Raw genomic sequence first — 24,481 nt, 5'->3', positions numbered from 1 at the left:
GGTTCCAGATGTCAGGCTGCGAAGCGCAATGCGGCTGCATTGGCAGCGGCCCGCGCGCTGGCATCCAGCGCCAGCAGGTCGGCCAGCGACGCCGGATTGGAGGGTAGCACCGCTTCCAAAGTTTCCAGATTGACGGCGTGGATGCGGTCGAAGCGCAAGCGATGGTGGAGGAAGGCGTCGACGGCCACCTCGTTGGCCGCGTTGAGCACCGCCGTGGTGCCGGGCGCGGCGCGCAGTGCCTGCCAGGCCAGGTCGAGCCCGGGAAAAAGCCGGGCGTCCGGCGCATCGAAAGTCAGCGCGGCCATCTGGCGGAAATCGAGTGCCGCAGCACCGCTCTCGATGCGCTCGGGCCAGGCCAGCCCGACGGCGATGGGCACCCGCATGTCGGGCGTGCCCAACTGCGCGATGACGGACGCATCGGTGAACTGCACCATCGAATGCACCACGCTCTGCGGATGGATGACGACTTCGATCTGCTCGGGCGCGACACCGAACAAGTGGCGGGCCTCGATCACCTCGAGCGCCTTGTTCATCATGGTCGCGGAGTCCACGGAGATCTTGCGACCCATGACCCAATTGGGGTGGGCACAGGCCTGTTCCGGCGTGACGCCCGAGAGCGTTTCGGGCGACCGCGTGCGAAATGGTCCGCCAGAGGCGGTCAGGATGATCTTGTCGATGCGTCGGGGCCAGGTGGCCGGGTCCTCGGGCAGCGACTGAAAGATGGCCGAGTGCTCGCTGTCGATGGGCAGCAGCGTCGCCCTACCCTCGCGCACCGTGCGCATGAACAGCTCGCCGCCGACCACGAGCGCCTCTTTGTTGGCCAGCAGCAGACGCTTGCCGGCGCGCGCCGCGGCAAGGCAAGGCCCGAGACCGGCCGCGCCCACGATGGCGGCCATCACGGCATCGCAATCTTCATGCGAGGCGATGGATTCGATCGCATCGGCACCTTGCAGCACTTCGGTGCGCAGGCCGCTCTGCCGCAGCTTGTCGGTCAGCACTCGCGCATGCGGGGCACTGGCCATGACGGCGAACCGCGGCGCGAAGCGCACGCATTGGGCGAACAGCTCGTCGACCTTGGTCGACGCCGACAGCGCGAATACTTCGAAGCGCTCTGGATGCCGCGCCATCACGTCCAGCGTGTTCACGCCGACCGAGCCGGTCGAGCCCAGCACGGTGATGCGCTGTCGCTTCGCAGCGTTCATAAGAAGGCCAGCATCATGGCGATGGGCAAGGTCGGCAGGAGGGCATCGACGCGGTCGAGCACGCCGCCATGGCCGGGCAACAAGGCGCTGCTGTCCTTGGCGCCGGCGCTGCGCTTGATGAGCGATTCGACCAGGTCGCCGACGACGCTCATGGCCGCCAGGAACACCACGCCGATCACCAGCAGCCACCAGCCGCGCTCGGCGAGCCGTGTGTAGAGGCTGACCACGTCGGGCCGTGCCGCCGCGTCTGCCCATACCCAGGCGAGCGCCAAAACGATCACGCCGAGCATGCCGCCCCAGACACCCTCCCAGCTCTTGCCGGGACTGATGCTCGGCGCCAGCTTGCCGCGGGTGAAGCGCAGCCCGAAGGCCCGGCCTGCGAAATAGGCGAACACGTCGGCCACCCACACCAGCACGAGGATCGAGAGCAAAAAGTTGATGCCGACCTTGCGCGCCTGGACCGCCGCCAGCCAAGCCACCCACAACACCAGCAGGCCGCCGACGAGGCGCAAAGCCCTGGGCAGGCGAGGCCACCCCGGCACGGCCGCGCGCAGCAGAACGGCACCGCCCAGTACCCATGCCGCACTTGCCGCGATCCAGACCGTCAGCAACGAGCGGTCGAGCAGGCCGAGCCACCATGAAAGACCGCAGAGCACCAGCGTTTCTGCGCCGAAGAACAGCGACATGTCGGAGCCGTACCCGTTGAGACGCCCCCATTCCCACGCGCCAGCCGCCACCAGCACCAGCATCACGCAGGCGAAGGGGACGTGGGACGGATAGAAAAGCGCCGGCAGAAGGATCGCCAGCAGGACGATCGCCGTGATGATGCGTTGTTTGAGCATGTCGCTCAGGCTGCCTGCGGATCGCGCCGTTCGCCGTCAGCCAACTGCGCGGATGTCTGGCCGAAGCGGCGTTCGCGGCGCCGGAAGATCTCGATAGCTTCGTCCAGCGCCGCTTCGTCGAACTCCGGCCAGAGCCGATCGCTGAACACGAGTTCGGAATATGCGCTTTGCCACAACAGAAAGTTCGACAGCCGCTGCTCCCCGCCCGTGCGAATGAACAGATCGGGGTCGGGCACATGGGACAGCGCCATGGCGGCATCCAGGTTGGCCTCCGTCAGGGCCTCGCCGCGCGCCGCCAACTGAGCCGCGGCGCGTGCGATGTCCCAGCGGCCACCGTAGTTGAAGCAGACATTGAGCACCAGCCGCGTGTTGTGTGCGGTGGCTGCCTCGGCCTGGATCAGGCCGGCGGCAATTTTGTCCGACAACCCCCCGCGCTCGCCGATGAAATGCAGGCGCACGCCGTCTTGCGTCAGCTTGGGCACCTCGCGGCCAAGGGCGATGACCATCAGGTCCATCAGCCCCGACACCTCTTCGACGGGACGGTTCCAGTTCTCCGACGAAAACGCGAAAACAGTCAGCACGCCAACGCCGCGATCGGCGCAGGCCTTGACGCAACGGCGCAGCGACTCGACGCCCTGCTTATGGCCTGCAACGCGCGGCAGGAATCGGCGCGTGGCCCAGCGGCCATTGCCATCCATGACGATGGCGATGTGACGGGGGATGCCGGTACTCTGGCTGCTCATCTCAGACGGCCATGATCTCCGCCTCTTTGGCAGTGACGAGCCGGTCGATCTCAGAAATATGGCGGTCGGTCACCTTCTGGATCTCGGCTTCGGCGCGCTTCTGGTCGTCTTCCGAGGCCTGCTTGTCCTTGACCAACTTCTTGATCGCGTCGTTGGCGTCGCGGCGCAGGTTGCGGGTCGCGATCTTGGCGTTTTCGCCTTCGGTCCGGACCAGCTTGGTCATTTCCTTGCGGCGCTCTTCGCTCATCGGCGGCATCGGCACGCGGATGAGATCGCCCATCGAGGCCGGGTTCAGGCCCAGGTCGCTCTCGCGAATGGCCTTCTCGATCTTGGCGCCCATGCCCTTTTCCCAGGGCTGAACGCTGATGGTGCGCGAATCGATCAGCGACACGTTGGCCACCTGCGACAGCGGCACGGCGGAGCCGTAGTAGTCGACATGAATCGAATCCAGCAGTGCGGGGTTGGCACGGCCGGTGCGGATCTTGGTGAGGTTGTTCTGGAACGCCGCGATCGACTGGTTCATTTTGACGTCGGTCGTGCTGCGGATTTCGGCAATGGTCATCTCTCTTACTCCTCAGGCATGCACCAGCGTGCCTTCGTCCTCGCCCAACACGACACGCTTGAGCGCGCCATTCTTGAAGATCGAGAACACCTTGATCGGCAGCTTCTGGTCGCGGCACAGCGCGAAGGCTGTGGCGTCCATGATGCCGAGATTCTGTGCGATGGCTTCGTCGAAGCTCAGGTTCGCGTAACGCGTGGCGCTGGGGTCCTTCTTCGGGTCTGCCGTGTAGACGCCATCGACCTTGGTGGCCTTGAGGACCAGTTCGGCCCCGATCTCGGCACCACGCAGCGCGGCAGCTGTGTCGGTGGTGAAGAACGGATTGCCGGTGCCGGCCGCGAAGATCACGACCTTGCCCTCTTCCAGGTACTGCAGCGCCTTCGGGCGCACGTAGGGCTCGACCACCTGCTCGATGGCGATGGCCGACATGACACGCGCGGTCAGTCCCTGCTTGTTCATGGCATCGGCCAGCGCCAGGGCATTCATCACCGTGGCCAGCATGCCCATGTAGTCGGCAGTTGCGCGGTCCATTCCCACGGAACCGCCAGCCACGCCACGGAAGATGTTGCCGCCGCCGATCACGACGGCGACTTCCACGCCCATATTCACCACCTCGGCCACCTCTTCGACCATGCGGACGATGGTCGCCCGGTTGATGCCGAAAGCATCGTCACCCATCAATGCCTCGCCCGACAGCTTCAACAAGATTCGCTTGTGGGCTGGGCGGGGGTCGAGCATGGGCATTTCCTTTGAGGTGGGCGGGGCGAGTTTAAGACTTGAAAGTGAAGAGGCGGCGCGCATCACGCGCCGCCGGGTGGCGCCGCTCAGGCGGCCGCCGCCTTGGCAGCCGCGACCTGGGCCGCTACTTCGGCAGCGAAGTCGTCGACCTTCTTCTCGATGCCTTCACCGACCACGTAGAGGGTGAAGCTCTTCACCGTGGTGCTGGCGGCCTTGAGCATCTGCTCCACGGTCTGCTTGTCGTTCTTGACGAAGGGCTGGTTGTGCAGCGAGACCTCCTTGAGGTACTTCTGCACGCCACCTTCGATGCGCTTGGCGACGATGTCGGCCGGCTGCGGCTGCTTGCCGGCGGCTTCGGCCGTCTTGCGGTCTTCTTCGGCCTTGCCTGCGGCCACGGCGCGTTCTTTCTCGATGAGCTCGGCCGGCACATCGGTGCTGGCGATGGCGACGGGCTTCATGGCGGCCACGTGCATCGCCACGTCCTTGGCGGCGGTGTCGTCACCCTCGAACTCGACCATCACGCCGATGCGGGTGCCGTGCAGGTACGACGCCAGCTTGCCGTTTCCGGCAAAGCGCTTGAAGCGGCGGAAGCTCATGTTCTCGCCGATCTTGCCGATCAGCCCCTTGCGCACGTCTTCGAGCGTGGGGCCGAAGCTGTCCTGCTCATACGGCAGCGCCCCCAGCGCAGCCACGTCGGCCGGGTTCTGCTTGGCCACCAGCATCGCGGCGGCATTGGCGAAGGCCAGGAAGCTGTCGTTCTTGGAAACGAAGTCGGTTTCGCAGTTGATCTCGACGATGGCGCCAACGCCACCGTCGACAAATGCCGTGACCACGCCTTCAGCGGTAATGCGGCTCGATGCCTTGCCCGCCTTGTTGCCGAGCTTGATGCGCAGCAGCTCTTCGGCCTTCTCCATGTTGCCATCGGCCTCGGTCAAGGCCTTCTTGCATTCCATCATCGGGGCGTCGGTCTTGGCACGCAGTTCGGCGACCATGCTTGCGGTGATTGTTGCCATCTTGTTTCTCCGTTCGGTTTGGCTGGCTGCAGCGGCCCGCACCGGGCGCCGCAAAAATCAGATTAAAAAAAAGGGGCATCGAAGCCCCTTCTTCAGGCGCTCGCGGGCGCGAATCAGGCCGAAGCGCCCTCTTCGACCTCGACGAATTCATCGGAGTTGCCTTCGGACACGGCCTTGGCCACATCGGCCACGGCGCTGTTGCGGCCTTCCAGGATCGCATCGGCGATACCGCGGGCGTACAGCGTGACAGCCTTGGACGAGTCGTCGTTGCCGGGGATCACGTAGTCGATGCCCTCGGGCGAGTGGTTGGAGTCCACCACGCCGATCAGCGGAATGCCCAGCTTCTTGGCTTCGGCCACCGCGATCTTATGGAAGCCCACGTCGATCACGAAGATGGCATCCGGCAGCGCGTTCATGTCCTGAATGCCGCCGATGTCCTTCTCGAGCTTCTCGATCTCGCGGGTGAAGGTCAGCTGCTCTTTCTTGCTGAGGTTGTCGAGGCCGGCTTCCTGCTGGGCCTTCATGTCCTTCAGGCGCTTGATCGAGGTCTTGACAGTCTTGAAGTTGGTCAGCATGCCGCCGAGCCAGCGGGTCTCGACGTAGGGGACGCCGGCGCGGCGCGCTTCGGTCGCCACGATTTCGCGCGCCTGACGCTTGGTGCCGACCATCAGGATGGTGCCGCGGTTGGCGGTGAGTTGCTTTGCGTACTTCATCGCGTCCTGGAACAGCGGCAGCGTCTTTTCCAGGTTGATGATATGGATCTTGTTGCGATGGCCGAAGATGTACGGAGCCATCTTGGGGTTCCAGAAGCGGGTTTGGTGGCCGAAATGGACACCGGCTTCCAGCATTTCGCGCATGGTCGTCGACATAGGAAATTCTCCAAAGGTTGGGTCTAAAATCCAGCCCGTTTTGCGTCCCTCGCGGAGGGGTACAACACCTTGAATGGGCTGGTTTGCGGGTATGTTCTGCCCCGAGAAAAGCTCTCGGAGTGAAACCCGACGAGTATAGCACCGCCCACTTCGCCTTCTTTCGCACCCATTCACACCATGCGCCCTGACCTGCACGCCACCCGCCTCGCCCTGCTGGCGGGCGCTTCCGATGCGCGCACCGAGATGGAGCACTCCATCGCCATCGCGGGCTCGCCGGCCTGCGAGCACGTCTTCACCCGCCCCACGTTCGAAGACGCGCGCGATGCCAGCGCGGCCAGTCATCCATCGCAGCGCCTGGGAGGCCTGGCCTTTTCCGTCAAGGATCTGTTCGACGTGGCCGGGCAGCCGAGTTCAGCGGGGTCGGTCGTACTGGCGAACGCGCCCGCCGCCAAGGCCGACGCCCCGGCGGTGGCCCGGCTACGCGCCGCCGGCGGCGCCTTGATCGGCCGCACCAACATGACCGAGTTCGCGTTCTCCGGTGTGGGTGTCAATCCGCATCACGGAACGCCGGCCGGCTTGGCGGACCCCGCGACACCTCGCATTCCGGGCGGCTCATCTTCGGGCGCGGCAATTTCGGTGGCCAGCGGCGCCGCCTTCATCGGGCTCGGCTCGGACACCGGCGGCTCCATTCGCATCCCGGCAGCGCTCAACGGCATCGTGGGCTTCAAGAGCACGGCCCGGCTGGTGCCCGCAGACGGCGCTGTGCCGCTGTCGACCACCTTGGACACCGTCTGCGCCATGACGCGGTCGGTGCGTGACGCCGTCACGGCGCACGAGATCCTGTCGGCCCGCCGCGTAACGGCCGGCACCGCGCCGCTCGGCTCGTACCGGCTGGCTGTGGTCACCAATCTCTTTCTCGATGAGCTCGACCCCACCGTCGCAGCCGCGTTCGAACGCAGCCTGCGCAACCTGAGCGCCGCCGGCGCCCGCATCGAGGAGGTCACCCTGCCCGAGTTGGCGGAGCTGCGCACCATCAACGCCACGGGCGGCTTCTCCGCCGCGGAGGCCTATGCCTGGCATCGTCTGCTGCTCGAGCGCAGCGGGGCCGGGTACGACCCGCGCGTGGCGCAGCGCATCCTCAAGGGTGCAACGATGAAAGCGCACGAGTACATCGACCTGGTTCACGCGCGTCGCGACTGGATCACCCGCATCGAACACGCACTGACGCCGTTCGACGCCCTGCTCTCGCCCACCGTGCCGATGGTGGCACCCGCGCTGGCCGACGTGGCGCCCGGCGAGGCGCGCGACGAGGCCTTCTTCCGCGTCAACGCGCTGCTGCTGCGCAACCCATCCGTGATCAACATGCTGGACGGCTGCGCGATCTCGCTGCCCTGTCAGGCCGAAGACGAGTTGCCGGTCGGCCTGATGATCTGGCACGCCGGCCAGCATGACGACGCAGTGCTCGCCATCGCCGCGCAGGTGGAACGCGGTTTGCAAGTCCCGCGTTAGCGCCAGTGACGACCTGCACCTGCTTCCGGACGGGGCTCAACTTTCCAATGCAAAGCAACGAATGAAGATCGCGATCGTGGGCGCCGGCATCATCGGCGTCACCACCGCCTGGGAGCTGGCTTCCGACGGGCATGAAGTGATGGTCTTCGATCGCCGCGGCGCTGCCGCCGAGGAATCGAGTTTCGCCAACGCCGGCGTCGTCGCCCCCGGCTACGTCACGCCCTGGGCCGCGCCCGGCATGCGCGCCAAGGTGCTGCGCTCGCTGCTCTCCACGCACGGCGCGGTCAAGCTGCGGTGGCCGCTCAGCGGCCGCGATATCGGCTGGATGTCGCGCTGGCAGCGCGCCTGCAAGCTCGAAAGCTACCTCGCCAATCGCGCGCGCATGCAACGCCTGGCCTTCTACAGCCGCACCCGGCTGCACGAAATCACCGAGGCCCGTGAGCTCATGTACGAGCGCAGCGATGGCTACCTCGTGCTGCTGCGCTCGAAGCGCGAGAAAAAGCTGGTGCAGCCGGGGCTCGAGGTATTGCGCCAGGCCGGCGCCTCCTTCCGCGAAGTCGATGCCGACGAGGCCCGCCGCATCGAGCCCGCGCTGAGCACCGACACCGGACTGGCCGGGGCCATCCACCTGCCGGACGACGAGGTGGCGAACTGCCGCCAGTTCGCCCTGCTGCTCAAGTGGGAAGCCGAAGCGCTTGGCGTGCAGTTCCACTTCAACTGCGACCTTGCGCCGTTGAACCGCGCGGCACCGACGGAACTGCGGTTGGCCGCTGGCTCCGAAGGGCTGCGCTTCGACGCGGTGGTCGTGTGCGCCGGTGTGTCGTCTGCCCACCTGCTCCATCCGGTGGGCCTGCGCATACCGTTGGCGCCTGTCTATGGCCATTCGATCAGCGCCCAGATACGCGAGCCGCTCAACGCGCCGCGCAGTGCGGTCATGGACGAACGCTTCAAGGTCGCGATATCGCGCCTCGGCCTGCGCGTGCGGGTCGCGGGCAGCGCAGAGATCGGCGGCTCGCTCGACAGCATCCATCCGGATGCGCTGAAGACCCTCTACAAGGTGCTGCAGGACTGGTTTCCGGGTGCCGTCACGCTGCAGTCGGGCGTGCAGCAATGGAAGGGTGCCAGGCCGATGCTGCCCGACGGCCCGCCCATCATCGGCCCGAGCGGCGTGCCTGGCGTGTGGCTCAACCTCGGGCACGGCTCGAGCGGATGGGCGCTGTCTTGCGGCAGCGCACGCGTGCTGGCGGACTTGATGTCCGGCGGCGACCCGGGAATCGACCTCGAAGGGCTGGGCATCGAGCGCTTGCTGCAACACTAGCGGCTTCTCACGACTCGGTCCGGAACGCTCGCATGCAACGCATCACCGCCGACACCGCCGCCCAGTTGTTCGGTACGGCCGCCTCGCGCCGGATCGAACAGTTCGCCACGGCCGGGCTGCCACCCCATACCCTGATGCAACGAGCCGGCCTGGCCGTCGCGCGGCTCGCGATGGCCGTGGCGCCCGACACCCGCACGATCTGGATCGCCTGCGGCCCCGGCAACAACGGCGGCGATGGTTTCGAGGCCGCAACTCAATTGCAGCGACGGGGTTTCGTGCCCCTCGTCACGCGCATCGGCGACGACGCCGGGCTGCCCCCAGATGCACAGGCCTCCTTGCACCGCGCCCGCGATGCTGGCGTGCAGTTTGCCGACGCACCGCCCGCACACGCCGACCTGTCCATCGATGCCCTCCTGGGTCTGGGCGCCGGACGTGCGCCGCAAGGGCAGATGGCAGACTGGCTGCGTCGCATGCACGAGGGCCCTGCGCCCGTGATCAGCATCGACCTGCCTTCAGGCCTGGATGCCGACACCGGCGTTCTGTCGTTCGACTTCCTGCCGCCTGCATTCGCACGAGCACGCGACCCTCGACGTCTCTGCCTGAGTCTGCTCACGCTCAAACCCGGCCTCTTCACGGCCCAAGGGCGCGATGCAGCGGGGGAACTGTGGTTCGACGACCTCGGTGCCGCATCGCACACGGAGCCGCCCACCGCGCGACTCGCCGCAGCACCGGCTGCCGGCGCACGTCGGCATGCCACGCACAAAGGCAGTTACGGCGACGTGGCAGTGATCGGCGGCGCGCCCGGCATGACGGGTGCCGCACTGCTGGCGGCCGCCGCGGCGCTGCATGCCGGTGCTGGCCGCGTATATGTCATGGCGCTGGATCCTGCGCTCGTGGCATCGAGCCCTTCACAGCCGGAACTGATGTTCCGCCATCCCGACTCGCTGGATCTGTCGGCGGTCACGGTGGTCTGCGGGTGCGGTGGCGGGGAGGCGGTGCGCGGCCCGTTGCCGCATGTGCTGGAGGCGTCCCGGGCCCTGGTGCTCGATGCCGACGCGCTCAATGCCGTCGCGGCCGACGTCGACCTGCAGCGTTTGCTTGCCGCGCGCGCTGGCCGACCCACCGTACTGACGCCACATCCTCTCGAAGCTGGCCGCCTGCTCGGCATCGGCGCAGCCAAGGTGCAAGACGACCGCTTGCGCGCAGCGAACGAGCTCGCGCAACGCTTCGCAGCCACGGTCGTTCTCAAGGGGTCGGGCACCGTCATCGCCGCGCCGAACCAGACGCCGGTCATCAATCCCACGGGGAATGCGCGCTTGGCCACTGCCGGCACCGGCGACGTGCTGGCCGGCATGATCGGCGCGGGCCTGGCGGCCGGACTTTTGCCGTTCGACGCCAGCTCGGAAGCGACGTGGCGTCACGGGTCCATTGCCGATCGCTGGCCTTCAGGCACCCCTTTCACCGCCGGCGCCCTGGCACGCGGCTGAAGAAGTCGCTTCAGCCGCGGCCGACGAAGGGCATCTTGGTCGCCATCACCGTGTGGAAGAGCACGTTTGCCTCCAGCGGCAGGTTGGCCATGTAGAGCACCGACTGGCCAACGATGGCCACGTCGATCACCGGCTCGATCGCGACCTCCCCGTTGGCCTGCGGCACGCCCTTGGTCATGCGCGCCGCCAGTTCGGTCATCGCATTGCCGACGTCGATCTGGCCGACCGCGATGTCATGCTTGCGGCCATCGAGCGAGGCGGTTTTGGTCAGGCCTTCCACCGCATGCTTGGTCGAGGTGTAGGCGATCGAATTCGGCCGCGGCGCGGTGGCCGAGATCGAGCCGTTGTTGATGATGCGGCCACCGCGCGGCGTCTGCTTCTGCATGGTGCGGAAGGCCTGTTGGATGCAATAGAACATCCCGCTGAGATTGATGTCGACCACGCCGCGCCATTGCTCGGGCGTCCAGTCTTCGAAGGGCCCCGGTGGATTGCCGACACCCGCGTTGTTGAACAGCAGGTCGACCCGTCCGAATCGCTCGACGGCCGCGGCGAAGAGCGCCTGAACCGAATCGGGGTTGGCCACGTCGGTCGGCACCGCGAAGGCACGAGCGCCGGCACCGGACGTGTCGGCCACCTGCTCGAGCGGCTCCAGCCGCCGACCGGCCAGCACCACGGTCCAGCCATCGCCGAGCAAGGCCAGCGCAGCGGCGCGTCCGATGCCGCTGCCCGCGCCCGTGACGATGGCGATACGGCTCTTCTTGTCTGTGCTCATCTTCGCTTCTCCTTCAACGGCGCGTCTTGCGCCCTTTCATTTTGTTGGCGGCCTTCTTGACGGCCGAACGGAATGCCTGCATCGCAGTCTGGGGCGACCCGCTGGCCGCCCGCTCCCCTGCTGCTGCAGCTGCTGCCGGGTCTGGCTTCTTGCGCGCGCTGCGCTTGGTCGAGGCCTTGGCTGGCACACCGGCGGAGGCCATGCCCTTGTCCTTCATCGCACGAACCGCGAGTTCCTCGCCCTCGCGCACCAGGCGGAAGTCGATTTTTCGGCCGTCGAGATCGACCCGGCTCACCTGAACCCTGACACGTGTGCCGATCGCGTAGCGGATGCCGGTGCGCTCGCCGCGAAGCTCCTGACGCTGTTCGTCGAACTTGAAGTACTCCCCGCCCAACTCGGTGATGTGGACCAGGCCTTCGACGTACATCGCATCGAGGGTGACGAAGATGCCGAAGGTGGTAGCTGCCGTGACCACGCCACCGTATTCCTCGCCAAGGTGCTCGCGCATGTACTTGCACTTGAGCCATGCCTCGACGTCGCGACTCGCCTCGTCGGCGCGTCGCTCGTTGGCACTGCAGTGCAGGCCCGCCGCCTCCCACGCCAGCACCTCCTTGCTCGGCGCGACGGTGGCCTTCTGCGGCTTGGCCGTCGGCGACTTCACGCGCGAGGCCAGGCGCTTCGCGAGCTTGGCGTGGGCCTCACCGGGCGTGGGCAAAATCGGCAGCTGGTACTTGGTGCGGCCCAGGATGGCCTTGATCACGCGGTGTACCAGCAGGTCGGGGTAGCGGCGGATCGGACTCGTGAAATGCGTGTACGCCTCGTACGCCAAACCGAAGTGGCCGCTGTTGATCGGCGTGTAGATCGCCTGCTGCATCGAGCGAAGCAGCATCGTGTGGATCTGCTGCGCATCGGGCCGCTCCTTGGTCGCTTCGGCGATCGCCTGGAACTCGCCAGGACGCGGATCGTCCGTGATCGACAGGCCCACGCCCATGGCCTTGAGGTAACCGCGCAGGATCTCCTTCTTTTCCGGCGTCGGACCTTCGTGAACACGGAACAAGCCAGGGTGCTTGCCCTCCGCGATGAAATCCGCGCTACAGACGTTGGCCGCGAGCATCGCTTCTTCGATCAAGCGGTGCGCCTCGTTGCGCACACGGGGCACGATCTTCTCGATGCGCCCGGCTTCGTCGCAGATGATCTGCGTCTCGGTCGTTTCGAAGTCGACCGCACCCCGCTTGCTGCGCTGCTGCAGCAGCGCGCGGTAAACGTCGTGCAGGTTCAGCAGGTCTTTCACGCGGTCTTTGCGTTTGGCGGCCTCGGGGCCTCGGGTGTTCGCCAGGATCGCCGCCACTTCGGTGTACGTGAAGCGCGCATGGCTCCACATCACCGCCGGGTAGAACTGGTAGGCATAGATCTCGCCGTCGCCTGCCACCAGCATGTCGCACACCATGCACAGGCGCTCCACTTCGGGGTTGAGCGAACAGAGGCCGTTCGACAGCTTCTCCGGCAGCATCGGGATCACGCGGCGCGGAAAGTAGACGCTGGTGGCGCGGTCGTAAGCGTCGATGTCGATCGCCGAGCCCGTTTGCACATAGGCGCTGACGTCGGCGATTGCGACCAGCACACGCCAGCCTTTGCCGCGGCCCACCTTGGCGGGCTCGCAATACACCGCATCGTCGAAGTCGCGCGCGTCTTCGCCGTCGATCGTGACCAGCGGAATATCGGTGAGGTCGACGCGGCCCTTCTTGTCCGTGGTCCGCACCTTGTCAGGCAATGCCTTGGCCTCGGCCAGGCAGGCTTCGGAGAACTCGTGGGGCACGCCGTATTTGCGCACCGCGATCTCGATCTCCATGCCGGGGTCGTCGATTTCGCCCAGCACTTCCTTCACGCGGCCGACGGGCTGTCCGAAGAGCGCGGGTGGCTCGGTCAGCTGCACGACGACGACCTGCCCCACCTTGGCGGTGCCGGTCGCGCCCTTGGGAATCAGCACGTCCTGCCCATAGCGCTTGTCTTCGGGCGCGACCAGCCAGATGCCGCCTTCATGCAGCAGCCGGCCGATGATCGGTTGCTCGGGCCGTTCGATGATTTCGACCACGCGGCCTTCAGGCCGACCGCGCCGGTCTTGGCGCACGACGCGCGCTTTGACGCGATCCTTGTGCAGGACCGCGCGCATCTCGTTGGGGGGGAGGTAGATGTCGGCTTCGCCGTCGTCGCGCTGCACGAAACCGTGCCCATCGCGATGACCCTGCACCGTGCCTTCGACTTCGTCCAGCAGACCGCCGGAGTGGCTCATATTCTTGATATATACTCTCTTTCTTTCCTGAAATTCAAAACCTGCTGCGAGGGTCAAACCCTAACAGCAAGTGGGCCCAGATGGCGGAATTGGTAGACGCACTAGTTTCAGGTACTAGCGAGTAACATCGTGGAGGTTCGAGTCCTCTTCTGGGCACCAAGTTTAGACAACCCTTCTGGGTTTTCTTCGAATGAAGCCACCGGCCTCCGGTGGCTTTTTTCATGGCCGCTTCAAACAGCATCAGATGGGCAATGCAACCAGGTCGTGGCCCTCGGCGCCGACGATACGGGCACGCGTGAACTCACCCACCTTGAGCGTCTTGCTGATCTTTTCCGGTGGCAGCAGGCGCACCGTGCCGTCGATCTCGGGTGCATCGGCGTAGGTCCGACCCACTCCGCCTTTGCGCCCGAGGCCGGGCGCTGAATCGACCAGCACTTGCATGGTCGCGCCGATGCGCCGCCGCAGTCTTGCGATGGACACCGCCTCGGCCACCTCCATGAAGCGTGCGCGCCGTGCTTCGCGCTCTGCCTCGGGAATCATGCCCGCCAGTTCGTTCGCAGCTGCGCCCTGTACCGGGCTGTAGGCGAAGCAACCTGCACGATCGATCTCCGCTTCGCGGATGAAGTCCAGCAGGTGTTCGAACTCCGCTTCCGTCTCGCCGGGAAAACCTGCGATGAAGGTGCTGCGGATCACCAATTCGGGACAGATCTCGCGCCAGCGCGCGATGCGCTCCAGGTTCTTCTCTCCGCTGGCCGGACGCTTCATGCGCCGCAGCACGTCTGGATGGCTGTGCTGCAAAGGCACGTCGAGATAGGGCAGCACTTGCCCGCTCGCCATCAATGGAATCACCTCGTCCACGCTGGGATACGGATAGACGTAGTGCAGCCGCACCCACGCGCCATAGGGCTCGGCGATCTCGCCCAAGGTACGAACGAGTTCCAGCATGCGCGTCTTGACGGGCTTGCCGTCCCAGAAGCCGGTACGGTACTTCAGGTCGACGCCATAGGCGGACGTGTCCTGGCTGATCACCAGCAGCTCTTTGACACCGCCCTCGAACAGCGCCTTGGCCTCGCCGAGCACATCGCCGACCGGCCGCGACACGAGGTCGCCACGCATCGAGGGAATGATGCAGAAGGTACAACGGTGATTGCAGCCTTCGCTGATCTTCAAGTATGCGTAGTGCCGCGGCGTCAGCTTCAAACCTGCAACGCCGAATGCCTGCGGCACCAGGTCGATGAAGGGATCGTGCGGCTTGGGCAGGTTGGCGTGAACCGCGTCCATCACCTCCTGCGTTGCATGCGGGCCCGTCACGGCCAGCACGCTCGGATGCATTTGCCGCACCAGGTTGCCACCGGCATCGCCGGTCTTGGCGCCCAGGCAGCCGGTGACGATCACGCGGCCGTTCTCGGCCAGTGCCTCGCCGATGGTGTCCAGGCTTTCCTTGACGGCGTCGTCGATGAAGCCGCAGGTGTTGACGATCACCAGGTCGGCGCCCTCGAAAGTCTTGGAGGTCTGATAGCCCTCGGCACTCAACTGGGTAAGGATCAATTCGGAATCGGTGAGGGCCTTGGGGCAGCCCAGGCTCACGAAGCCCACCTTGGGCACGGTGGTCGGCATGGTCGTGGGTTCGGGGGAGGCTACTTCGCTCATAACCCCCTATTGTCCCTGCTAACGCCCCGTCTGCCCGTTCTGGGGTCGCTTGAGGCCGAAGGCGCCCAGCACCTGCTCGGTGTTCTTCTGCATCTGCTCTTGCATCTGCAGAAAGGCGGTCTTCGATTGCTCGACGTAGTTGCCCATCAATCCCTGGAGCACCGGGGACTGCAAGGTCATGAAGCGAGCCCACATTTCGGGCGTCAGCACCTGGGCCTTGTCGGCCAGTTGCGCCTGCACCTCGGACATGGCCTGGATGTTTTTCTCGAGATAGGGGCCCATGTAGCCTTGCATGGCGTGTCCGTAGAACCGAATGATGTTCGCCAGCACCTGCTCGGTGAACATCGGCGCACCGCCGGCCTCTTCTTCCAGAATGATCTGCAGCAGGATGCTCCGCGTCAGGTCGTCCCCGCTCTTGGCATCGCGCACCACGAATGGCGCCTTTTCCATCACCAGGTGTTTGACTTCCGCAAGGGTGATGTACGTGGAGGTTTCCGTGTCGTAGAGCCTGCGGTTCGGATACTTCTTGATCACCCGCTGCGTCGGCTTTTCACCAGCGGATTTCTTGCTCTGCACTACGGACTCCTTGGGGTTTTGCGCCTACTCGCGAGATTCATTCTAGGGAGGGGGTTTGCTGCACCGCGCCAAGGTTTACCCTGACCGGGCAGTGGGGCTAGTCGAGGGTGGTCGCGTACTCAGCGCCGCACACTTTGCAGACAGCCGACTCAGGGCGGTCTTCAACGGGGTCGCGAAAGTGCAATGGACTCTTGACGCCGTTGAACACCCAGCACCGCGGGCAATGCTCGTGGCCCGCCAGCGGAAGGTAGCCTCGCGCCCGCTGCTCGGCGCGCTCGCGTGTGACCGGAGAACCCTGCCGCACCGTCCGCGCGACGTCTTCGGCCGCCATCGTCCCCGCACGGCCATTCGCCCGGTCGTTGAGACCGTACACCACGCGCGCAAACTCCAGGGGTGCCTGACGCAGCAAAGCAGCCAAGCGAACTTCCTCGACTGCCGGACCGGTCTCAGCCTCTGGGCTCGTCATCGTTCCTCCGGATCGAGTGATGTGGTGGTATTGGGTGGCAGGCAAGTTACCACAATTGGCAACGAATTCGCCAGTCGACGAAGGCGGTAGGCCATGCGAGGGAATCGGGAGAGATGCCGCCGTCGCGAAAATGCAGCCGCTGGTTTCGACTGCTTCGCTTCGGGGAAGATTGGTAGGCGCGATTGGACTCGAACCAACGACCCCCACCATGTCAAGGTGGTGCTCTAACCAGCTGAGCTACGCGCCTGAGTTCGTTCGAGAGGCCGGAGTATAGCAGGCCGCGCGACGCTCTTTTTCAGCGACGCCGAGCAGATCGCACGCCGGGCACTGCTGCAGCCACGGCAAGCACCTGTGCAAGCCTTGCGGCGTCGCCGATCTCGATCGTGAAGGTCATCCAGGCCGTGCCCTTGACGGACTGCGTCTGCACGCCGATCACGTTCATCTTCTCGCGCGCGAAGACGTCGGAGATGTCCCGCAGCAGGCCTTGGCGATCGGTCGCCTCGACCGCCACGTCGACCGCATACACCGACGCGTCGCCGGCGCGTGGCTCGCCCCATTCGACGTCGATCACGCGTTCACCATCGCGCGTCGCCATCACGCGAAAGCTGCTGCAGTCAGCGCGGTGGATGCTGACGCCGTGCCCCCGCGTGACGAAGCCGCGAATCGCATCCGGCGGCGCCGGCTTGCAGCATTTGGCGAGCTGCGTCATCAACGACGACACACCGACCACCAGCACCCCGCCCTTGCCGGAGCTGGTGCCGGAACGCGCCTTCTTGATGACCACGCCGTCTTCCGGCGACGGCACGGGCTCAGGAGGCGGGCGCAGCAGCACCTCGATGTTGCGGAGAGAAAACTCGTCCTTGCCCACCACCTCGAACAACTGCTCGGACGACTTGAAGCCCAGCTGCGAAGCCAGGTCGTCGAGCTTCAGCGCCGTCCTGCCTTCGCGCTGAAGCACCTTCTCGACTGCCTCGCGGCCGCGCGCCACCGTCTCGTGCGTGATCTGCGCATTGAACCAGGCACGCACCTTGGCGCGCGCCCGATGGCTGACCAGATAGCCGAGCTCCGCGTTGAGCCAGTCGCGCGACGGCCCGCCTTCCTTGGTGGCGATGATCTCGACCGTTTGCCCGTTCTGCAGCGGCGTGTTCAACGGCACCATCGCACCGTCGACCCGCGCTCCACGACAGCGGTGGCCCAAGCTGGTGTGCACCGAATAGGCAAAGTCGACCGCCGTGGCGCCCTGCGGCAGTTCGACGATCGCCGCATCGGGCGTCAGCACATAGATGCGATCGTCGAAAAGCCCCTGCCCCTGCGAGCCGCCCGACAGGTCGCGCTCCCACGCCAGCAGTTGCCGAAGCACCGCGATCTTCGCGTCGTACTCGCCGCCCGCCCACACGCCCGCATAGCCCTTCTGCCCCGCTTCCTTGTAGGCCCAATGGGCCGCCACGCCGTGCTCTGCATGGTCGTGCATCTCCTGGGTACGGATCTGGATCTCGATGGGCTTGCCGACATGGCCGCCGACCACCTCGCGCACGACCGTGTGCAGCGACTGGTAGCCATTGGGCTTGGGCCGTGCGATGTAGTCGTCGAACTCCTCGGTGATCGGCTGGAAATGCGAATGCACCCAGGCCAGCGCCGCATAGCAGTCTTTCACGTCGGCAACCACCACGCGCAGCGCCAGGATGTCGAACACCTGAGCAAAGTCCAGTGACTTGCCGCGCATCTTCTTGACGATGCTGTAAATGTTCTTCGGCCGGCCCTGCACGGTGGCTTTGACGCCTTCGCCTGCCAACTCGCGTTCGAGGCGCGAACGCAACTGCTCTACGTACCCTTCGCGCTCGATTCGCTTCTCGTCGAGCAGGCGCGCGATCAGCTTGTAGGTTTCGGGCTCGAGAAAGCGGAACGACAGGTCCTCGATCTCCCACTTGACCTGCCAGATGCCCAGCCGGTTCGCCAGCGGTGCGAACACCTGCAACGACTCGCGCGCCACGCCTTCGGGCACGGGCTGCTTGCTCGCAGCCGCGTAGCGCAGCGTCTGCAAACGCGACGCCAGCCGCAGCATCACCACGCGCAGGTCGCGCGAAAAGGCGAGCAGCATCTTGCGCACGTTCTCGGTCTGCGTGCCGGTGTCGTCGGACAGGTGCGCGCTGGCGGTGGCCGAACGTGCCTGTTTCTGCACGTGCACCAGCTTGGTCGTCTCGACCGCGAGCGCGGCGAAGTTGTCGCCGAAGACCTTGGCGATGACCTCCAGCGGACGGTTCAGGTGCTGGCAGGAATAGACCAGGTAGCTGGCCGCCTGCATGGCTTCGGACCCGCCCATCGCAGCCACGACGGTGGCCACGGCATCGGCATGCGCCAACGTGTTCTCGCCGGTGTCGAGTGTCTCGTCGGCAATCAGCGGCTCGGCGAAAGCACGGGCCCGCGCCAGCATGTTCGCCTGTACGGGTGCGCGCTCCGCGGTCGCCGCCGACAAGGGATAGTCGACCACGGACGCGCCGGACATCGACATGCCGGGCTGATCGCGCTTCACTCGATCGCCCCCTTTCGGGCGGCGCGACTGACGAAGAACTCGATCATGAAACGGAGTGAGACGCGATGAAGATAATGGGTTCGCTGCATCCTAATTCATCCGGAGATTGACCATCATGCTCAAAGGCAAAACCGCGCTTGTCACGGGGTCCACCAGTGGCATTGGGCTCGGCATCGCGAAGGCGCTGGCCCAACAAGGCGCGAACATCGTGCTCAACGGCTTCGGCGACGCCGAAGGGCCCAAAGCCGAAATCGCCGCGCTCGGCGTCGAGGTCGAATACCACGGCGCCGACATGAGCAAGCCATCGGACATCGAGGACATGATGAAGTTCAGCGCCTCGAAGTTCGGCCGCGTCGACGTGCTCGTGAACAACGCCGGCATCCAGCACGTCGCGAAGGTCGAGGACTTTCCGGTCGAGCGTTGGGACGCAGTGATCGCCATCAACCTCACCAGCGCCTTCCACACGACCCGCCTCGCGGTGCCCGACATGCGCAAAACGAATTGGGGCCGGATCATCAACATCGCTTCTGCGCACGGCCTCGTGGCGTCTGCTCAGAAGTCGGCCTACGTCGCAGCCAAGCACGGCATCGTCGGACTCACCAAGTCGGTGGCGCTCGAAACTGCGACCACCGGCGTGACCTGCAATGCCATCTGCCCGGGGTGGGTGCTGACGCCGCTGGTTCAAAAGCAGATCGACGATCGCTCCTCGCGTGAAGGCATTTCAATCGAGCAAGCCCAGAAGGACCTGCTCGGAGAGAAGCAACCCTCGCTGCAGTTCACCACGGTCGAGCAATTGGGCGGCTTGGCCGTCTTCCTGTGCTCGCCGACGGCCGATCAGGTGCGAGGCGTCGCCTGGCAAGTCGACGGGGGCTGGACCGCGCAGTAAATAGGGCCCCGGCTTTTCACTTCGCTACGCTGCGTGTACTCCACCCCGAGGGGAGGCTCGGCCGCCTTGGGGCGGTCCGGCGGCGGCCGACTTGCCGCCGCACAGCCTCTGAGGTGGCCCAGCGGCCGCCGACTACTTCAGCTGCACCGAGCCCGAGACGTTGACGACCACGGCGGTCTTGCCGGCCTCTACCGGCACCGCCGCATCGAACGCCATCTTCGACGACGCCTCGGCTGCCATCATCCGCGGACGGATCGGGCCACCTTGGCTGGCGTTGACCGACACCTCCCGCAGCGTATAGCCACCGAAACCGAAACCCTTGGCCAGTTCGGCCGCCTTCTGCTTGAAGTTGTCGATAGCGATGGTCTGCGCCTCGGTTTCGACCTTGGCGCGTTCCTCGCGACTCAGCCCGAATCCGATGCCGCCGACGGTCAGCGTGGAAATACGCCCGGCCGTCTGCGTGATGCGGGGAAAGTCCCTGCCTTCCAGTACCAGCTCGGTGGTGCCTTGCCAGCCGGTGATCTTTCCGTCGCGCGTGTAGCGCGGCGACAGGCTGAAGTTGCCGGTGCGCACGTCGAGCAACCCCGGCTGCGCATTCTTCTTCGCCTCGGCCAGCGCGGCGTCGAGGGCGGTCTTGAGCTGCGTCTGCACCGTGGCTGCATCGGGTGCATCGCGCGTGGTACTGAGCGTCATCGACAGCAGGTCCTGTTGGGCCTCCACCGTGCCGGTGGCCGACAGCTGCAGCACGTTCTGCGGCGGGGTCCAAGGCGCGCTCTGGGCCATGGCGGCACCGGTGCTCAACGTCATGAATGCGGCGCACGCCGCCATGCTCTTGATCTTCTTCAAGCTGGGTTCTTTTCGTTGGTGAAATAAAAGGAGCGGCAGGCCCTCGCGGGCCGCGCGCTCACGGGCGCTGACTGCGCGGCGTCGTCAACAAGTTGCTGCCGGGAGGCGGCATCATGCGCTCCGCCGGGTGCGATTCTGCCGACTGGATCAACTCCGGTTGCCGCGGTACCCATTGCTGGCGCACCTGCTGCCGCAACTCGGCCAATTCGGCCGGCGTGAGCCGGCGCCCCGCCGCTGCTTCCTGCCGCCGAACTTCCTCGCGCTTCTCGGCACGGTGCGCCTCGACCGCATCGCGCACCTCGCTGCGGACCTCGGCTTTCTGCCTGTCCCCCACCTTGAAGAACCCCCAGGGCTCCGCTTGCGCGGTCAAGGAGCAGCACACGAGCAGGACGGAAGAGCTGAAAAGTGCGAGTTTCATGGATGGGTATTGACGGACTCAGAGTGACTGTGCCACTCCCGCTTGTAGGGCAAACGTCCAGACGGCTAGCGCCCGCAAGTTTTGTAACTTAGTGTCAAAGCATTACAAAAAGAGCCCTCAGTGATCCCGTATCCCCCTCAAAATCGGCACTGTTACAAATTCGGCGTTGTAGAAATGAATCAATCACCCGCTCGCACAGACAAGATCGTGATCGTCGACGACGACGCACGCATCCGCGACCTGCTGCGCCGCTACCTGACCCAGGAAGGATTCGAGGTCATCGTGGCGGAAGACGGCAAGGCGCTCAACCGCATCCTGCTTCGCGACACGGTCGACCTGATCGTGCTCGACCTCATGATGCCCGGCGAGGACGGCCTCTCGGTCTGCCGCCGCCTGCGCGCTGCCAACGACCGCACGCCCATCATCATGCTCACCGCCAAGGGCGAGGACGTGGACCGCATCGTCGGCCTGGAGGTCGGTGCGGACGATTACCTGGGCAAGCCCTTCAACCCCCGCGAGCTGCTGGCCCGCGTGCATGCCGTGCTGCGCCGCCGTCCGCCGCTGGAGGCGCCCGGTGCGCCCTCCACCGACAACGAGACGGTCAACTTCGGCCCCTTCAGCTTCGACCTGGGTTCGCGCACGCTCAAGAAGGACGGTGAAGAGCTGTCGCTGACCACCGGCGAGTTCGCGATGCTCAAGGCACTGGTGCGGCATCCGCGCCAACCGCTGTCCCGTGAAAAGCTGGCGCAGCTGGCCCGCGGCCGCGAGTTCGAGCCCTTCGACCGCAGCCTCGACGTGCAGATCTCGCGCCTGCGCAAGCTGGTCGAGTCCGACGCCGCACAGCCGCGCTACATCCAGACCGTCTGGGGCGTCGGCTACGTGTTCGTGCCGGACGGCACGACCTGAGGCGCCGGTTTTTCGTGGCCGCCTCCCCCGGCCCCAGGACGACGCAGCCCACGCCCTTCGGCGAAGACGGTCCCCAGGTCACCCTGCCGAGTCCGCTCGAGGGTCTTGGGCAACCGAAACGCAAGCCCAGGCTGCAGCTGGGGCTCAGTCTTTTCTGGCGCACCTTCTTCCTACTGGTGCTGCTCCTGGTCGGCTGCACGGTCGCCTGGCTGCAGACCTTTCGCGCGCTCGAGTACGAGCCGCGTGCCATCCAGACCGCCCACCAGATCGCGTCGCTGGTCAACCTGACCCGCGCCGCGCTGGTGTACTCCGACGCCATCACCCGCGTGTCGCTGATCAAGACGCTGGCCGACCAGGAAGGCGTGCGCATCCTGCCGCGCGAGCCCAACGACCGGTTCACACCGTACACCACCGGCGCGCTCGACCAGCGCGTGACCGAGGAACTGATCGACCGGCTCGGCGAAGGCACGACCGTGGCCAGCCGGGTCAACGACGAGCCCGGCCTGTGGATCGGCTTCACCATCGAGAGCGACGCCTACTGGCTCTTGCTCGACCCGACCCGCTTCACGCGCCTCGGCAGCCGAACCTGGCTGGTGTGGCTGGTGACCACCATGGCGCTCTCGCTGGCTGGCGCGGCGCTCATCACGCGGCTGATCAACCTGCCCCTCAAGCAGCTGTCGCGCGCCACCATGCAGGTGCGCGAGGGCGAGTACGAAGCGCATCGGCTCGACGAGCGCGCGCGCACCAACGAGATCCGCGCGGTCAATGTCGGCTTCAACCGCATGGCCGACCAATTGGCGAAGATCGAGCAGGACCGCGCTGTGATGCTGGCCGGCATCTCGCACGACCTGCGCACGCCGCTGGCGCGCCTGCGGCTCGAAACCGAGATGAGCGTCACCGACGAAGACGCCCGCGAGCACATGGCGGCCGACATCGCCCAGCTCGACGCCATCATCGACAAGTTCCTCGATTACGCGCGGCCCGACCACGTGGAGTTCAAGCCCGTGCTGCTGCGCGACGTGATCGATGCCTGCGTCTACGCGGTGCAGGACCACGAGGACATCAAGATCAACGTCGACGTGCCCGCCGATCTTCGCGTGATGGCCGACGAGGTCGAACTGCAGCGCGTGATCTCCAATCTGGTGGAGAACGCACGGCGCTACGGCAAGACGCCCGCCACCGGGGTGGCCGACATCACGATCCAGGCGCAAGCCCACAACGATGCCGTGCTGATCAAGGTGCGCGACCATGGCGCCGGCGTGGCGCCCGCCCTGCTGTCGCAGCTCAGCAAGCCCTTCTTTCGTGGCGACACGGCACGCACCTCGGCGGCCGGCGCCGGGCTGGGCCTGTCGATCGTGACCAAGAACATCGAGCGAATGGGCGGCACCTTCGCCCTTACCAGCACGCCGGGTCGGGGGTTGGCCGCGCACATCCGCATGCCGCGCGCGGCGTCGGTCAAGCAGGAAGGCCCGGTGGCGCCAACGGCCAAGTAGCCAGCCGGCGATCCAGCGAAGCAGCGCTTCAGCGGTGCAGCATCACCACCGCGCGCGCTTCCATGGCCCGGCCCTCACCCACGGGGCCCAGCTTCTCGGCCGTCTTGGCCTTGACGTTGACCTGGCCGGCCTCGACCTCGAGCGCCGATGCGATGCGAGCGCACATGCCGGGAATGTGCGGCGCCAGCTTCGGCGCCTGTGCAATCACCGTGCTGTCGACATTGCCGATCCGCCATCCCGCCGCCCGTACCCGCCGCGCGGCTTCCGCCAGCAGCACGGCCGAATCGGCGCCGCGGAACTGCGCGTCGGTGTCGGGAAAATGGCGGCCGATGTCGCCAAGCCCGGCCGCGCCCAACAGGGCATCGGTGATGGCATGCAGCAGCACGTCGGCGTCCGAATGCCCGAGCAGGCCGGTGCTGTGCGGAATCTCGATGCCGCCCAGGATCAGCTTCCGGCCGGCGACCAGCTGATGAACGTCCCAGCCTTCGCCGATGCGGATGTCGAAGTTGCTCATGCGGGTACGGCGCGTCGGGTCTGCAACAGGGCTTCGGCCAGCGCGAAGTCCTCGGGAAAGGTCAGCTTGAAATTCTGTGCGCTGCCCGGTACCAGCAAGGGCGCAAGGCCGATCGCCTCGATCGCGCTGGCTTCGTCGGTCACCGAGTCGCCCGCGCGCTGCAGCGCATCGAGCAGCATTCCGATGCGGAACATCTGCGGCGTCTGCGCCAGCCACTTGTCGGCGCGGGTCAGCGTGTGGGCCACACGGCCATCGGGCGATGCGGACTTGAGCGTGTCGGCCAGCCGCTGCGCCAGCAGGCCGCCGACGGCATCGTGCTCGCAGGCCGCGATCAGCGCCTCGATCTGGGTCGGCGTGACCAGGCAGCGCGCAGCGTCGTGCACAAGCACCCAGTCGTGCGGGCCTGCACCGGCCACCTGCTTCAAGGCTTGCAGGCCGTTGCGTACGCTGGCCGCCCGGGTGGCGCCGCCGACCTGCAGCAGATGCTCGCCCTCGCCGGGGAAGTCGGAAAGCGCAGCTTGAACATCGCGGTCGTGCGGCGACACCACCAGCGCGATGCCCGCGAAGCGGTCGGCCAGCGCACGAAACGCATCGAGCGTGTGCCGCACCATCGGCCGGCCGGCGATGCGCTGGTATTGCTTGGCGCCGGCACCACCGGCGCGGCTGCCCGAACCGGCGCAGGGGATCAACACGAAAAGACGTGAGGCATTCATGAGGTGGGCGACCGCAGCGGCAAAAGGGCAGCCATTCTAGAATCGCGCATCACACCCCTCGCCGGCCGGCGCGGGGTGTTCTGCATTTTTCCGGCAATTCCATGGACCTCCCCCACCTCACGGCCGGCAAGCGCTTCACGC

At 66.0% G+C, this 24,481-nt stretch carries 23 protein-coding genes and 2 tRNA genes; 7 read left to right on the top strand and 18 right to left on the bottom strand.

Annotation, left to right across the window (positions count from 1 at the left end; genetic code table 11):
* Positions 1–11: 11 nt before the first annotated feature.
* The 7 genes from ispC to rpsB all read right to left on the bottom strand — a co-directional run bounded on the left by ispC (position 12) and on the right by rpsB (position 5,966).
* Entirely contained in the window at positions 12–1,202 is a 1,191-nt protein-coding gene (gene ispC, locus B0W80_RS00125; RefSeq protein WP_076997064.1) for a 1-deoxy-D-xylulose-5-phosphate reductoisomerase, read from the bottom strand.
* Positions 1,199–2,044, bottom strand: coding sequence for a phosphatidate cytidylyltransferase (locus tag B0W80_RS00120; protein WP_076997063.1), 846 nt, complete (start codon positions 2,042–2,044; stop codon positions 1,199–1,201). Before B0W80_RS00120 ends, ispC begins: the two co-directional genes overlap by 4 nt.
* A gap of 5 nt (positions 2,045–2,049) precedes the next feature.
* The gene (uppS, locus tag B0W80_RS00115; RefSeq protein WP_076997062.1) at positions 2,050–2,787 is read right to left on the bottom strand and encodes a polyprenyl diphosphate synthase; all 738 of its coding nucleotides are present in this window, start codon (positions 2,785–2,787) and stop codon (positions 2,050–2,052) included.
* Position 2,788: 1 nt separating this feature from the next.
* Entirely contained in the window at positions 2,789–3,349 is a 561-nt protein-coding gene (gene frr / locus B0W80_RS00110; protein WP_076997061.1) for a ribosome recycling factor, read from the bottom strand.
* A gap of 12 nt (positions 3,350–3,361) precedes the next feature.
* Complete coding sequence (pyrH, locus tag B0W80_RS00105) at positions 3,362–4,084, bottom strand: UMP kinase (RefSeq protein ID WP_076997060.1); 723 nt, start codon at positions 4,082–4,084, stop codon at positions 3,362–3,364.
* Between the two features lie 86 nt (positions 4,085–4,170).
* Positions 4,171–5,097, bottom strand: coding sequence for a translation elongation factor Ts (tsf, locus tag B0W80_RS00100; protein WP_076997059.1), 927 nt, complete (start codon positions 5,095–5,097; stop codon positions 4,171–4,173).
* Positions 5,098–5,210: 113 nt separating this feature from the next.
* A complete protein-coding gene (gene rpsB, locus B0W80_RS00095; RefSeq protein WP_076997058.1) occupies positions 5,211–5,966 on the bottom strand; it encodes a 30S ribosomal protein S2 in 756 nt (251 codons plus the stop codon).
* A 177-nt stretch (positions 5,967–6,143) separates the two neighbouring features.
* Here rpsB and B0W80_RS00090 point away from each other — a divergent pair, with 177 nt between their 5' ends.
* The 3 genes from B0W80_RS00090 to B0W80_RS00080 all read left to right on the top strand — a co-directional run bounded on the left by B0W80_RS00090 (position 6,144) and on the right by B0W80_RS00080 (position 10,280).
* Positions 6,144–7,475, top strand: coding sequence for an amidase (locus B0W80_RS00090; RefSeq protein WP_076997057.1), 1,332 nt, complete (start codon positions 6,144–6,146; stop codon positions 7,473–7,475).
* Positions 7,476–7,536: 61 nt separating this feature from the next.
* Positions 7,537–8,793: a D-amino acid dehydrogenase gene (locus B0W80_RS00085; protein ID WP_076997056.1), complete on the top strand. Its 1,257-nt coding sequence runs from the start codon at positions 7,537–7,539 to the stop codon at positions 8,791–8,793.
* Positions 8,794–8,825: 32 nt separating this feature from the next.
* Positions 8,826–10,280, top strand: a complete 1,455-nt coding sequence (locus B0W80_RS00080) for a bifunctional ADP-dependent NAD(P)H-hydrate dehydratase/NAD(P)H-hydrate epimerase (protein WP_076997055.1) — start codon at positions 8,826–8,828, stop codon at positions 10,278–10,280.
* 10 nt (positions 10,281–10,290) lie between these two features.
* Here the strand turns inward: B0W80_RS00080 and B0W80_RS00075 are convergent, their stop codons facing one another.
* Both B0W80_RS00075 and rnr read right to left on the bottom strand, forming a co-directional pair.
* Positions 10,291–11,052, bottom strand: coding sequence for an SDR family oxidoreductase (locus B0W80_RS00075; protein WP_076997054.1), 762 nt, complete (start codon positions 11,050–11,052; stop codon positions 10,291–10,293).
* A 13-nt stretch (positions 11,053–11,065) separates the two neighbouring features.
* A complete protein-coding gene (gene rnr / locus B0W80_RS00070; protein ID WP_076997053.1) occupies positions 11,066–13,342 on the bottom strand; it encodes a ribonuclease R in 2,277 nt (758 codons plus the stop codon).
* Between the two features lie 74 nt (positions 13,343–13,416).
* Between rnr and B0W80_RS00065 the strand changes: the two genes are divergently transcribed.
* A tRNA-Leu gene (locus B0W80_RS00065) sits at positions 13,417–13,501 on the top strand.
* 81 nt (positions 13,502–13,582) lie between these two features.
* Here B0W80_RS00065 and rimO read toward each other — a convergent pair.
* The 5 genes from rimO to B0W80_RS00040 form a co-directional block, all read right to left on the bottom strand.
* Positions 13,583–14,992: a 30S ribosomal protein S12 methylthiotransferase RimO gene (rimO, locus tag B0W80_RS00060; RefSeq protein WP_076997052.1), complete on the bottom strand. Its 1,410-nt coding sequence runs from the start codon at positions 14,990–14,992 to the stop codon at positions 13,583–13,585.
* A gap of 18 nt (positions 14,993–15,010) precedes the next feature.
* Entirely contained in the window at positions 15,011–15,568 is a 558-nt protein-coding gene (gene phaR / locus B0W80_RS00055) for a polyhydroxyalkanoate synthesis repressor PhaR (RefSeq protein ID WP_076997051.1), read from the bottom strand.
* Between the two features lie 97 nt (positions 15,569–15,665).
* The gene (locus B0W80_RS00050; protein WP_076997050.1) at positions 15,666–16,034 is read right to left on the bottom strand and encodes a hypothetical protein; all 369 of its coding nucleotides are present in this window, start codon (positions 16,032–16,034) and stop codon (positions 15,666–15,668) included.
* Positions 16,035–16,204: 170 nt separating this feature from the next.
* Positions 16,205–16,281, bottom strand: a tRNA-Val gene (locus B0W80_RS00045).
* Positions 16,282–16,329: 48 nt separating this feature from the next.
* The gene (locus tag B0W80_RS00040; RefSeq protein WP_179106799.1) at positions 16,330–18,537 is read right to left on the bottom strand and encodes a bifunctional (p)ppGpp synthetase/guanosine-3',5'-bis(diphosphate) 3'-pyrophosphohydrolase; all 2,208 of its coding nucleotides are present in this window, start codon (positions 18,535–18,537) and stop codon (positions 16,330–16,332) included.
* 142 nt (positions 18,538–18,679) lie between these two features.
* Between B0W80_RS00040 and B0W80_RS00035 the strand changes: the two genes are divergently transcribed.
* Positions 18,680–19,450: a 3-hydroxybutyrate dehydrogenase gene (locus B0W80_RS00035; RefSeq protein WP_076997048.1), complete on the top strand. Its 771-nt coding sequence runs from the start codon at positions 18,680–18,682 to the stop codon at positions 19,448–19,450.
* 132 nt (positions 19,451–19,582) lie between these two features.
* On the opposite strand, the gene B0W80_RS00030 is transcribed toward B0W80_RS00035, so the two are convergent.
* Positions 19,583–20,296, bottom strand: a complete 714-nt coding sequence (locus tag B0W80_RS00030; RefSeq protein ID WP_083745106.1) for an SIMPL domain-containing protein — start codon at positions 20,294–20,296, stop codon at positions 19,583–19,585.
* Positions 20,297–20,354: 58 nt separating this feature from the next.
* Positions 20,355–20,666: a hypothetical protein gene (locus tag B0W80_RS00025; protein ID WP_218668859.1), complete on the bottom strand. Its 312-nt coding sequence runs from the start codon at positions 20,664–20,666 to the stop codon at positions 20,355–20,357.
* A gap of 222 nt (positions 20,667–20,888) precedes the next feature.
* Between B0W80_RS00025 and ompR the strand changes: the two genes are divergently transcribed.
* A complete protein-coding gene (ompR, locus tag B0W80_RS00020; protein WP_076997046.1) occupies positions 20,889–21,620 on the top strand; it encodes a two-component system response regulator OmpR in 732 nt (243 codons plus the stop codon).
* A gap of 83 nt (positions 21,621–21,703) precedes the next feature.
* Complete coding sequence (locus B0W80_RS00015; RefSeq protein ID WP_076997238.1) at positions 21,704–23,113, top strand: sensor histidine kinase; 1,410 nt, start codon at positions 21,704–21,706, stop codon at positions 23,111–23,113.
* A gap of 28 nt (positions 23,114–23,141) precedes the next feature.
* Here the strand turns inward: B0W80_RS00015 and ispF are convergent, their stop codons facing one another.
* Entirely contained in the window at positions 23,142–23,627 is a 486-nt protein-coding gene (gene ispF, locus B0W80_RS00010; RefSeq protein WP_076997045.1) for a 2-C-methyl-D-erythritol 2,4-cyclodiphosphate synthase, read from the bottom strand.
* A complete protein-coding gene (ispD, locus tag B0W80_RS00005) occupies positions 23,624–24,340 on the bottom strand; it encodes a 2-C-methyl-D-erythritol 4-phosphate cytidylyltransferase (RefSeq protein ID WP_076997044.1) in 717 nt (238 codons plus the stop codon). Before ispD ends, ispF begins: the two co-directional genes overlap by 4 nt.
* Between the last annotated feature and the right edge of the window lie 141 nt (positions 24,341–24,481).

The sequence above is a fragment of the Variovorax sp. KK3 genome, assembly GCF_001984055.1.
Lineage (GTDB): Bacteria > Pseudomonadota > Gammaproteobacteria > Burkholderiales > Burkholderiaceae_C > Variovorax.
Note: the sequence above shows the minus strand (reverse complement) of the source record. Positions and strands in the feature narration are given on the sequence as shown.

Coding starts and splice junctions, on each gene's coding strand:
- frr (WP_076997061.1), bottom strand. CDS start 3,349: ATGACCATTGCCGAAATCCGCAGCACGACCGACGTCAAAATGAACCAG.
- B0W80_RS00040 (WP_179106799.1), bottom strand. CDS start 18,537: ATGTCCGGCGCGTCCGTGGTCGACTATCCCTTGTCGGCGGCGACCGCG.
- B0W80_RS00035 (WP_076997048.1), top strand. CDS start 18,680: ATGCTCAAAGGCAAAACCGCGCTTGTCACGGGGTCCACCAGTGGCATT.
- tsf (WP_076997059.1), bottom strand. CDS start 5,097: ATGGCAACAATCACCGCAAGCATGGTCGCCGAACTGCGTGCCAAGACC.
- ispD (WP_076997044.1), bottom strand. CDS start 24,340: ATGAATGCCTCACGTCTTTTCGTGTTGATCCCCTGCGCCGGTTCGGGC.
- ispC (WP_076997064.1), bottom strand. CDS start 1,202: ATGAACGCTGCGAAGCGACAGCGCATCACCGTGCTGGGCTCGACCGGC.
- ompR (WP_076997046.1), top strand. CDS start 20,889: ATGAATCAATCACCCGCTCGCACAGACAAGATCGTGATCGTCGACGAC.
- B0W80_RS00090 (WP_076997057.1), top strand. CDS start 6,144: ATGCGCCCTGACCTGCACGCCACCCGCCTCGCCCTGCTGGCGGGCGCT.
- ispF (WP_076997045.1), bottom strand. CDS start 23,627: ATGAGCAACTTCGACATCCGCATCGGCGAAGGCTGGGACGTTCATCAG.
- rpsB (WP_076997058.1), bottom strand. CDS start 5,966: ATGTCGACGACCATGCGCGAAATGCTGGAAGCCGGTGTCCATTTCGGC.
- uppS (WP_076997062.1), bottom strand. CDS start 2,787: ATGAGCAGCCAGAGTACCGGCATCCCCCGTCACATCGCCATCGTCATG.
- B0W80_RS00050 (WP_076997050.1), bottom strand. CDS start 16,034: ATGACGAGCCCAGAGGCTGAGACCGGTCCGGCAGTCGAGGAAGTTCGC.
- B0W80_RS00075 (WP_076997054.1), bottom strand. CDS start 11,052: ATGAGCACAGACAAGAAGAGCCGTATCGCCATCGTCACGGGCGCGGGC.
- rimO (WP_076997052.1), bottom strand. CDS start 14,992: ATGAGCGAAGTAGCCTCCCCCGAACCCACGACCATGCCGACCACCGTG.
- rnr (WP_076997053.1), bottom strand. CDS start 13,342: ATGAGCCACTCCGGCGGTCTGCTGGACGAAGTCGAAGGCACGGTGCAG.
- B0W80_RS00080 (WP_076997055.1), top strand. CDS start 8,826: ATGCAACGCATCACCGCCGACACCGCCGCCCAGTTGTTCGGTACGGCC.
- B0W80_RS00120 (WP_076997063.1), bottom strand. CDS start 2,044: ATGCTCAAACAACGCATCATCACGGCGATCGTCCTGCTGGCGATCCTT.
- B0W80_RS00085 (WP_076997056.1), top strand. CDS start 7,537: ATGAAGATCGCGATCGTGGGCGCCGGCATCATCGGCGTCACCACCGCC.
- pyrH (WP_076997060.1), bottom strand. CDS start 4,084: ATGCTCGACCCCCGCCCAGCCCACAAGCGAATCTTGTTGAAGCTGTCG.